Raw genomic sequence first — 8,449 nt, 5'->3', positions numbered from 1 at the left:
AAACGCCCTAAAACCGCATGTTAATTCTATAACATTTTAATACTGTATCTATACTTAACCCATACTTGATCTATGCTCTATCCATACTTGAGCGGTAGTTGAGTGATTCAGATGTGTTTTTTTGTGATTTTGGACTCCTTGTTTGGATGGTGTCTTTTTTACAATAGTGTGCATATTATTCCCGATGCGCCTCCATTGTATTCCGGCACCCGAACTAACCGGAAATGGAGTTTATCTCGTTTACTTGTTGAATTCTTTAAACTTTTTCTCCTAAAAGCGTCGGAATGACGTTATAAATCTGCTATTTTGTAATTGAAATAAAAAACGGCAAGTATTGTTCCAAACGTATGGCTTTCAAGATTCATTATCTTCATTGTTCTTCTGAAACTCAGGCTGAAATTTCGTCCGTTATGGAGCACTGGAATAATGCTGATTCCAGTTACCAGGTAAATACCAGTGGTTCGACCGGAAATCCGAAGCTCATTAGTCTTTCACGGGCTCAATTGGAGGCTTCTGCGAAAAGAAGTAATGCGTTCTTCGGGTTGAATGAGAATTCACGTGTTTTTATGTGTTTATCTCCGAAAACAATCGGTGGAAAAATGATGCTGATCCGTGCGCTTGTTGGAAATTATGCTATTGACATTACGGAGGCTAGCGGAAATCCGGAGAATCAGATTCAAGAACATGTACATTATTCGTTCATTTCGCTTGTTCCTTATCAGGTAAAACGCATTCTGGAAGAAACTCCTGAAAAATTGAACCTGTTTGATCAAATACTTCTGGGCGGAATGGGGCTTTCCAATGGGTTGGAAAAGAAACTTTCTACCTTGAAACCTTCCATTTATATTGGTTTCGGAATGACTGAAACGGTTTCCCACATTGCACTCCGGAAAATGGGTACTCCGGTCTACGAGGCTTTGGAAGGTGTAAATCTCGGGGCGGAAAATGATTGTCTGATTGTTTCTGATTCCAAACTCGGAATTCAAGACATGAAAACCAATGATTTGGTGAAGTTTCACGGTCCGAATCGTTTTGAGTGGCTCGGAAGGGCTGATTTTGTGATTAACAGCGGCGGAATCAAGATTCATCCTGAAGCATTGGAACAGGCAATCGATGGATACATTTCCGTTCCGTTTATTTTTGGTGGAATGATCCATGATTCTTTTGGTGAAAGCTGTGTACTGATCATTGAAAAAGCGCTTTCCGAAACGGATTTCAAACGGATCCAACAACTTATTCAGGACCAATTCGGGAAGTATGCGATTCCGAAACAGCAGCTGGTTCGACCGATTCTGAAAACGGAGAACGGAAAGATTCGCCGGAAAGAAATTTTAACCACGCTCTGATGACCAAAAGTGAGTGTTTTCGTTTACTTGGACTGCCGGCTACTGCCAGTGAAAGTGAGATTCGCAAGCAGTATAAGAAAATGGCATTGCGTCTTCATCCGGATGTGAATCCGGATCCGAGGGCTCATGAGGCGTTTATTAAACTGAGTAAAGCGGTAGAAATTCTCCTGAATCCGGATTACAAGGAGGAAAAAACGGATAAGCGGGAATCCAGAAGGGCCGGAAATGAATCGGAGGAAGAGCGTTTGGAGCGGATGCGCGTAGCGAAAATGCGTTATGAGCAGCAACGAATGCGCCAGGCACAGGATAATGCGGTTTACTTCCGGTCATTGACAAGTGGCATGCGCTGGAGTATTTACAAATACATTATGCGGATTTCGTTGGTTTTGTCGCTTGCGATGACTGTTGAATTGTTCTTGCCGCGCCATTATGAAAACGATGTGTTGCTTGGTTCGACCAAATCGCTGAACAACGGGATTATCAAAGGGAATATTACACGGATTAAGCTGGAAAAAAACGGTTCTTATTACATTCAAAATACGCCTTCTGCCTGGGCAAGTACTTATCCGGAGGTGATTATCGAAAGTTCCTGGTTTCTGCATACGCCGATCAAAATGATCACAACGGACGATTTCACCCGATACCGCAGTGTTTTTGATTTTCATATCTGGAGTGTCCGCTACCCGTTGATTTTATTGCTATTGCTTCCACTCTATCCTTATTTGAGGCGCAGAAAAACCTTGACGTTTGTCTTTTTGTATCACCTGTCGTTTTGGGGAGTCGGGATTATTACGGGGTATCTTCTCCTGACGCATGGGAGATTGATTCATTTGCTGAGTCTCGGATTTTTGTAGGCTTTTTCTCCGGTGAATCACACAGAGGAGCGCAGATTTTGGTGATGATAAGCTATACCCTTTTTTGGCACGCAGATAGCGCAGATTTACGCGGATTTTTATTCGGTGCGAAAAATACTGTAGCATGTGCTGAATGATTTTCCCGCAGAAGAACGCGGAGGGCGCAGATTTTGGTGATGAGAAGTTATACCCTTTTTTGGCACGCAGATAGCGCAGATTTACGCGGATTTTTATTCGGTGTAAAAAATACGATAGCATGTGCTGAATGATTTTCCCGCAGAAGGACGCGGAGGGGCGCAGAAAAGTAAAATGTTATCTTTTCATGGCACGATCCATATCGCGCTTGTCGTCTTTTTCTTTCAGATCGTGACGTTTATCGTGTAGTTTTTTTCCGACTGCTGTTGCCAGCTCAAGTTTCAACCAGCCTTTTTCGGATAAGAACAATCTCAGTGGAACAATGGTGTTTCCTTTCACTTTCATCCATTTTTCCAGCTTTTTGATCTCTTTTTTATTCAGAAGAAGCTTTCTGTCTGAGCGCGCCATGTGGTTGTAGAACGAACCGTTTTCATAGGGGGAAACGTGCATGTTCCGGATAAATGCTTGTCCGTTATCCACAATACAATACGCTTCAAGAATACTCGCTTTCCCGTTCCGGATGCTTTTTATTTCAGTACCTGAAAGCACCATTCCCGCGGTAAAAAATTCATCCAACTGAAATTCAAACCGGGCACGTTTATTCTTAATATTTACTTCGTTTTTAGACATATTCGACCTGGGACTCGTTTCGTCCCCATTCTTTTAAACCAAGGTAAAAATAGTAAATCGCGAACAACATGAGAATATGACTCAGATCATCTTTGTTCAACCATTGGTGTATATTCAGCTTAAAGATAAAAATAAATGCAGATGGCAACAGAATGACCACCGCAATGATCATATTCTTGAGGAATTTTGCACGGATATCGCGTTTCATCAACAAATAAGCATAAATTCCTGTATATCCGATGTAGGTCAAAATGGCGTCAAGTGCTACAAAGATGAACTTCTGGGTGATTACGGAAGCCACACACAATCCGATACTTTTGATCCAAATCAGGTAGTATGCGTAACTTTTCGGAGCTGAAATGCCTTTGAAATGAAGCATTCCCATCCCCGCAAATCCGTTTGCAACACAGCCCAAAATCCAACTCGGGTATTTTCCGAAGAAACCGGTATAATTAAAGAACAAGTGTCCCAATCCTCCGAAAACGGTTGAAATTCCGAAAGTCAGGTAAAAAACTCTCCAATAGAAATTCGCTTCATTTTTGTAAGATCCGAGTTTATTGAACGCATAAAAGCAAAACCCGGCAATAATCCAGTTAAAAAGCAAGGCCATCGGCTCCTGCAAATGCAACCCTAAAAAATCAAATTGTATTAACTCCACAGCGCAAAAGTACTGTTTCAAGCAGGAAAACACAAATCCTACTTTGTTAAGGAACTCATAAAATCAATGAGGCTGCTTTTTTCGGGTTTAAAAACAAGCTAAAAACCTTACTTTTGGTCCAATGAATATTCCTTCCAAATACGTTGAAGAAGCTGTAGAACAATTCAGTTCTCTGCCTGGAATCGGGAAACGTACTGCGTTGCGCTTAGTCTTGAATTTATTGAAGCGAAATCCGGATGAACTGGAGCGTTTCGGCGATGTCTTGCAGCAATTGAAAACGCATGTTCAAAGTTGTTCTTCCTGCGGAAATATTTCTGATACTCCTGTTTGTTCGATTTGTTCGAATGAAAAACGAAATCACCGTCTGATTTGTGTTGTGGAAGATATCCGCGATGTAATGGCGATTGAAAGTACGGGAACGTATACCGGAATTTATCACGTTTTGGGCGGAATTATTTCCCCGATGGACGGAATTGGTCCGAATGATTTGTTCATTCAGCCTTTGGTGGATAAATGTGCGGCAGGAAAAGCAGACGAGGTGATCCTGGCTTTGAGTCCGACGATGGAAGGCGACACCACCAATTTCTTTTTGTATAAGAAGCTGCATGCCAGCAATGTGCAGATCACTACCCTATCGCGTGGAATCGCAGTTGGTTCGGAGATTCAGTATGCGGATGAAATTACCTTGTCGCGTTCCATTCAGCAGAGCATTCCTTTCCAGTCTTAACGGATGAAAATACTTTTCACTTTTCTTGCTCCCAATGAGATAAATATTATATTTGGGTATACTTCAAACTAAGAACTATGTTAAAGGAATTCAAAGCATTCATCATGCGCGGAAATGTGGTTGACCTGGCGGTTGCTGTCATAATAGGTGCTGCTTTCGGGGCTATTGTTACTTCATTGGTAACGGATATTATTACTCCACTCATTCTTAAACCTGTAATGACAACTTTACATGTGAACAAACTGGAAGAAATCAAAACCGATGGAGGCGTGATGTATGGTAAATTTATTGCTTCAGTTATTAATTTCCTGGTTGTTTCTTTCTGCATCTTTATGATGATTAAATTAATGAATAAAGCAACGAATCTGCGTAAGAAACAAGAAGCAGAAGCTCCGGCTCCACCGGCGGAACCTTCCAATGAGGAGAAGCTTTTGACAGAGATCCGCGACCTTTTAAAAAACAAGTAAAACAGGTGAAAATGTTTTCTCTCTTTAAGCCTTGAAACAAACCGATAACTCATTGGTTTGATAGAATTATCATTCAAAGTTTTGAGAATTTGAAAATTTATATATCTTCGTTCAAAACAAACACCTCGAATTGAGGTAACATAAGAGAATATTTAAATACCGATGACAAGTATTTTTGTGGCAAAACTTGATTTCAACGCAACAGAAGAACAGTTGAAGTCCCTTTTTGAAGAACATGGAAGAGTAAACCGTGTTACCATTGCAAAAGACCGCGAAACAGGCAAACCGAGAGGTTTTGCTTTTGTTGAAATGGCGAATGAATCAGAAGCTGAAAAGGCCATTGAAGCTTTAGACAACTATTCGATTAACGGCAGGAATATTGCCGTTAAGAAAGCTGATGACCGCGCTTCAGGTGGAAAGCCTTCCGGCGATAACAATCGTTCGAATGACAGACCGCCGTTCAGAAGTGATCGTCCGAGAGAAGATCGCAGCCCTGGAACTGATTTTAAATCGGATTACAAAAAACCGGATGATACTAAACCCGGGAAACCGGTTTTCAATCCGGAGGAAGTAAATCCGATGAAAGTTGAGCGTAAAAAGGAAAAAGATACGCGCGGTAGTAAAGACGCTCCGAAGAAGACCAAAATGGAAGCTTACAAAAAAAGCGGCAAAGGAAATCGTTTCTTTGAGGACGACGATGAGGATGACGACTTTAATTATAATCGAAACCGTTCTTCCGGATGGGATGACGATGACGAAGAGGAATAGAAATTGGATGATCCCGGCTTTTTGAGTCGGGATTTTTTGTTTGAAAAATGACTTGTCCCAGAATTTAGGTGGTTTTTGAAATTTCCCGCTGAGGGACGCAGAGGACCGCTGAGTCACGTGTAAAAAGTCTCTCATTTTCTGCTAATATTTGCACTCTTCTGCGGGAGAAGAAAATACACGAATATTTGATATCAGTATCTTTCCATTTCATCACCTATATTTTAGGACACTACGTTGAAAAATAATTCTGAAAGCCTTACAGGCATGGGGTTGTTCACAATATCGCGGACAGGCAATCATGAAAACAAAATCAGAAGAAATTTTATCGTTCCTCCCTCCTGCTCATTTTGGTTAAGAAAACATAAGAATCAGATAGAATTCCGATTTTTTTCTTACTTTTGATCTGTTACAACTGGGGTCGACATTGGATTTGACAGCAATCGAGATTTCGGTGGGAAGCATGCAGAGCGTTGTAGTGAAGCTCTTAAATATCTTGCTGCGAACCATAATTGACAATACGTCATACGCACTTGCTGCTTAATTTACCAGGTAAATTCGGCTTAATCCAGTGGAAGATATAGTACACGGACAAGTTTCTCCTCTGCACGATTCTGATTTTCGATCAGCAGGCCAAGGGGAATCATTTTAGAAAATCTGGCACTGAGCGAGCTTCGCGCAAGGTGTGAGATCTTAGAAGCTAAGGTTGGATCTTGGGTGTTTTTGTCCGAATTCAACTCGAAAACCAATCAAAAAATAAGCATGTAGAAGACATTCGGGACCATTGTTTGGACGAGGGTTCGAACCCCTCCGACTCCACCTTCGCCCTGCATAGCTCGACAAGAGCGAAGCAGGGCTTTTTATTTCCCTCTATTCCAAACAATTCCTCCATGGCTTCGGTGGACTCAGTCCACAAGCCTTCATTCTGCATAGCTGAACCCAATGAAACAGGACTTTCCTTCAAATTGATAATTCGGACTGATATTTTTCACTATCTTAAATAGAGAACACAAAATCAGTATCACAAATGCAATATGTCTACCTACTCAAATGTTCCGATGGAACAACCTACACTGGATGCACAAACAATATTGACGAACGATTGAAACGCCACAATAAGGGAGAAGTTCATTATACCTCTACCAGACTTCCACTAGAACTCATTACTTATATAGCATTTTCAGATAAGTACAAAGCATTTCATTTTGAGAAGTATTTGAAATCAGGTTCGGGAAAGGCCTTTTCGAATAAGCGGTTTTTGTAGATGATTTTATTCAGTTTCCAAAACTTTCAACTTGGTTCGATTCCCTTTTGCGGAAGGTGTTGTATTTCAGATTTTTTTGGTAGTATGGGGCATTAACATAACAATGAACTACTTGTTGGAGATTTTTTTTCGTCGCGCAAATTTTAGTCAGTAACACATTTAGTTAATTGATTAATTGGGAAATCATTGAAAAATGGTATTCAAATGCTTCTTTATTTTTTTGCTCAAACACATTTTTTGCATTTCCTTTAAATTTTTGAAATCCATAATTATCATCCATCTGAATTTCAGTTCTGTTCTCTTTTAGAAATACGACTATTCGAATTGGAAATTTAGTTGCTTCAAGATTAAAAATTCCACCCAATAATGCTTTACTATTTGCATTAATATATGAAATGATTTCCTTATTTGTTCCTTCCAGGGTTTTTGCATCAATGGAATTTAAGTAAATTAAAACTTTTTGCTTTTTTTCTTCCGTGAGGGGAAAGTTTAGAGAAAATACGTTGTGTACTTTGCCTTGTTTTAATTTTGACACATCATTGATTCGCGACTCTTTTAATCGTTTTGATTTTATATAAAGTGTAAAAAATACTATCAGTAATAGTATTGCGATTGGAGCTCCTATTAAATATCCTATTGTCATCAATTGTTTCTTATTTCTTGCAAAAATAACGGATTAATGAACTCCAGGATTGAGAAAAAACGTTGTAATATACATTGGATACTTTCTGTTTTATATCTGTAGAAAGTGAGAATATATTCGTTTTTGTTCCAGCTAAATCCATTTATTACGCATATAGTGATTAGCAACAAAATGAGGTATTACCGATTAATAAACGGCAAAAACAATCTCTAATAATTCATTGATAACAGAATCATATTTTACAGCGAATGATTTTTGGATTCATTTTCGTTTGCTCTTCTCCACAAAAAGAAAAACTACACCTCATTTGAAACTCTTGCAAACTTATTTCGATACTCAATTGGAGTAAGCCCGGTAATCTTTTTGAACGTATCTCTAAATGCTTTTGTGTCGGTATAACCTACATCAAACATGATTTCTGTCACATTCTTTCTTGATGCTTCAAAAAAGGTTTTGGCAGCTTCGATTCTGACTCTTTGTATGTATTCGATGGATGTATTATTCGTAGCTTCTTTAAATCTTCTTTCAAAAGTTCTGCGACCTGTATGAATTAAACTTGCCAATGTTTCTATTGTTATCTTATCGCAATAGTTTTTTTCAATATAATCCTGTACTTTTTGAATTTCGCTATCGCCGTGATTTCTTTGTCCCCTGAATATCGCGAATTGGGATTGACTATCTCTGCTGATATCCAATGCAAAATATTTTGAAATCATGACTGCTGTTTCTCTGTCAGCAAACTTTTCAACCAGGTATAGTATTAAGTTCCACAAACTGCTTGCTCCACCACTGCTGTAAATATTTTCATGTTCTGTTATGATGGCCCCGTCTTCAACTTCCACATCCGGGTATCTTTCTTTAAACTCCTGAATATGTGCCCAATGTGTGGAACATTTCTTCCCATCGAGTAAACCTGTTTCAGCTAAAAGAAAGGCACCGATACACAAACTGGCAAGACTT

At 39.6% G+C, this 8,449-nt stretch carries 10 protein-coding genes and 1 other RNA gene; 7 read left to right on the top strand and 4 right to left on the bottom strand.

The features are described 5' to 3' along the window. The first annotated feature begins 347 nt into the window (after positions 1–347). Both Q1V93_RS00965 and Q1V93_RS00960 read left to right on the top strand, forming a co-directional pair. The gene (locus Q1V93_RS00965; RefSeq protein WP_300660223.1) at positions 348–1,346 is read left to right on the top strand and encodes an AMP-binding protein; all 999 of its coding nucleotides are present in this window, start codon (positions 348–350) and stop codon (positions 1,344–1,346) included. After that, positions 1,346–2,200 (top strand): J domain-containing protein, encoded by an 855-nt coding sequence (locus tag Q1V93_RS00960; RefSeq protein WP_300660220.1) that lies wholly within the window; start codon positions 1,346–1,348, stop codon positions 2,198–2,200. Before Q1V93_RS00965 ends, Q1V93_RS00960 begins: the two co-directional genes overlap by 1 nt. Before the next feature lie 312 nt (positions 2,201–2,512). Here the strand turns inward: Q1V93_RS00960 and smpB are convergent, their stop codons facing one another. Together smpB and Q1V93_RS00950 are read right to left on the bottom strand one after the other, a co-directional pair. Further along, on the bottom strand, positions 2,513–2,965 hold the full coding sequence (smpB, locus tag Q1V93_RS00955) for an SsrA-binding protein SmpB (RefSeq protein ID WP_300660219.1): 453 nt from the start codon (positions 2,963–2,965) through the stop codon (positions 2,513–2,515). Then, positions 2,958–3,623 carry a hypothetical protein gene (locus Q1V93_RS00950; protein ID WP_300660216.1) on the bottom strand — a complete coding sequence of 222 codons (666 nt, stop codon included), beginning with the start codon at positions 3,621–3,623 and terminating at the stop codon, positions 2,958–2,960. The genes smpB and Q1V93_RS00950 overlap by 8 nt, the downstream gene beginning before the upstream one ends. A gap of 121 nt (positions 3,624–3,744) precedes the next feature. On the opposite strand from Q1V93_RS00950, the gene recR reads away from it, so the two are divergent. The 5 genes from recR (at position 3,745) to Q1V93_RS00925 (ending at position 6,846) form a co-directional block, all read left to right on the top strand. Then, complete coding sequence (recR, locus tag Q1V93_RS00945; RefSeq protein ID WP_300660213.1) at positions 3,745–4,350, top strand: recombination mediator RecR; 606 nt, start codon at positions 3,745–3,747, stop codon at positions 4,348–4,350. 77 nt (positions 4,351–4,427) lie between these two features. Next, entirely contained in the window at positions 4,428–4,817 is a 390-nt protein-coding gene (gene mscL, locus Q1V93_RS00940; RefSeq protein ID WP_300660210.1) for a large conductance mechanosensitive channel protein MscL, read from the top strand. A 177-nt stretch (positions 4,818–4,994) separates the two neighbouring features. Continuing rightward, on the top strand, positions 4,995–5,585 hold the full coding sequence (locus Q1V93_RS00935; RefSeq protein WP_300660207.1) for an RNA-binding protein: 591 nt from the start codon (positions 4,995–4,997) through the stop codon (positions 5,583–5,585). A 414-nt stretch (positions 5,586–5,999) separates the two neighbouring features. Continuing rightward, positions 6,000–6,404, top strand: a transfer-messenger RNA (tmRNA) gene (gene ssrA, locus Q1V93_RS00930). A 205-nt stretch (positions 6,405–6,609) separates the two neighbouring features. Then, positions 6,610–6,846 (top strand): GIY-YIG nuclease family protein, encoded by a 237-nt coding sequence (locus Q1V93_RS00925; protein ID WP_300660204.1) that lies wholly within the window; start codon positions 6,610–6,612, stop codon positions 6,844–6,846. A 163-nt stretch (positions 6,847–7,009) separates the two neighbouring features. Here Q1V93_RS00925 and Q1V93_RS00920 read toward each other — a convergent pair whose 3' ends face one another. Then, positions 7,010–7,492 (bottom strand): hypothetical protein, encoded by a 483-nt coding sequence (locus Q1V93_RS00920; RefSeq protein WP_300660201.1) that lies wholly within the window; start codon positions 7,490–7,492, stop codon positions 7,010–7,012. Between the two features lie 293 nt (positions 7,493–7,785). Continuing rightward, a partial coding sequence (locus tag Q1V93_RS00915) for a helix-turn-helix domain-containing protein (protein WP_300660198.1) occupies positions 7,786–8,449 on the bottom strand: 664 nt, incomplete at its 5' end.

Source organism: Fluviicola sp. (genome assembly GCF_030151805.1).
GTDB lineage: Bacteria > Bacteroidota > Bacteroidia > Flavobacteriales_D > Crocinitomicaceae > Fluviicola.
Note: the sequence above shows the minus strand (reverse complement) of the source record. Positions and strands in the feature narration are given on the sequence as shown.